Origin of the sequence: Zoogloea sp. LCSB751 (assembly GCF_002028455.1) — a bacterium.
GTDB lineage: Bacteria > Pseudomonadota > Gammaproteobacteria > Burkholderiales > Rhodocyclaceae > Zoogloea.
Window position 1 is genome coordinate 1 of the sequence record NZ_MWUM01000472.1, and the last position, 248, is coordinate 248.

At 65.3% G+C, this 248-nt stretch carries 1 protein-coding gene; it reads right to left on the reverse strand.

Features of this window, described 5'->3' with window-relative positions; translation table 11 throughout:
* A partial coding sequence (locus B4920_RS27355; protein WP_139379750.1) for an AMP-binding protein occupies window positions 1–248 on the reverse strand: 248 nt, incomplete at both ends.

A 248-nucleotide genomic window follows, 5' to 3' on the forward strand; every position in this document is an offset into this window, starting at 1 on the left:
TTGAGCACCTTGTCGTCCACCGAGAAGTCGATCACCGCCCGGATCTGCGCGATGTTGGCAAGAATGGCGCGATGCGGCAGCACGACCCCCTTCGGCTTGCCCTCGGAGCCGGAGGTAAACAACACGACCGCCGCCTCCTCCGGCGAGGCGTGCAGCTCGAAAGCGCGCGGCCGGTGGATGGCGTAGAGCATCAGCCACAGCTTGTCGGCCAGCCCGATCTGCTCGCGGATGTCTTCCAGGTAATGCGG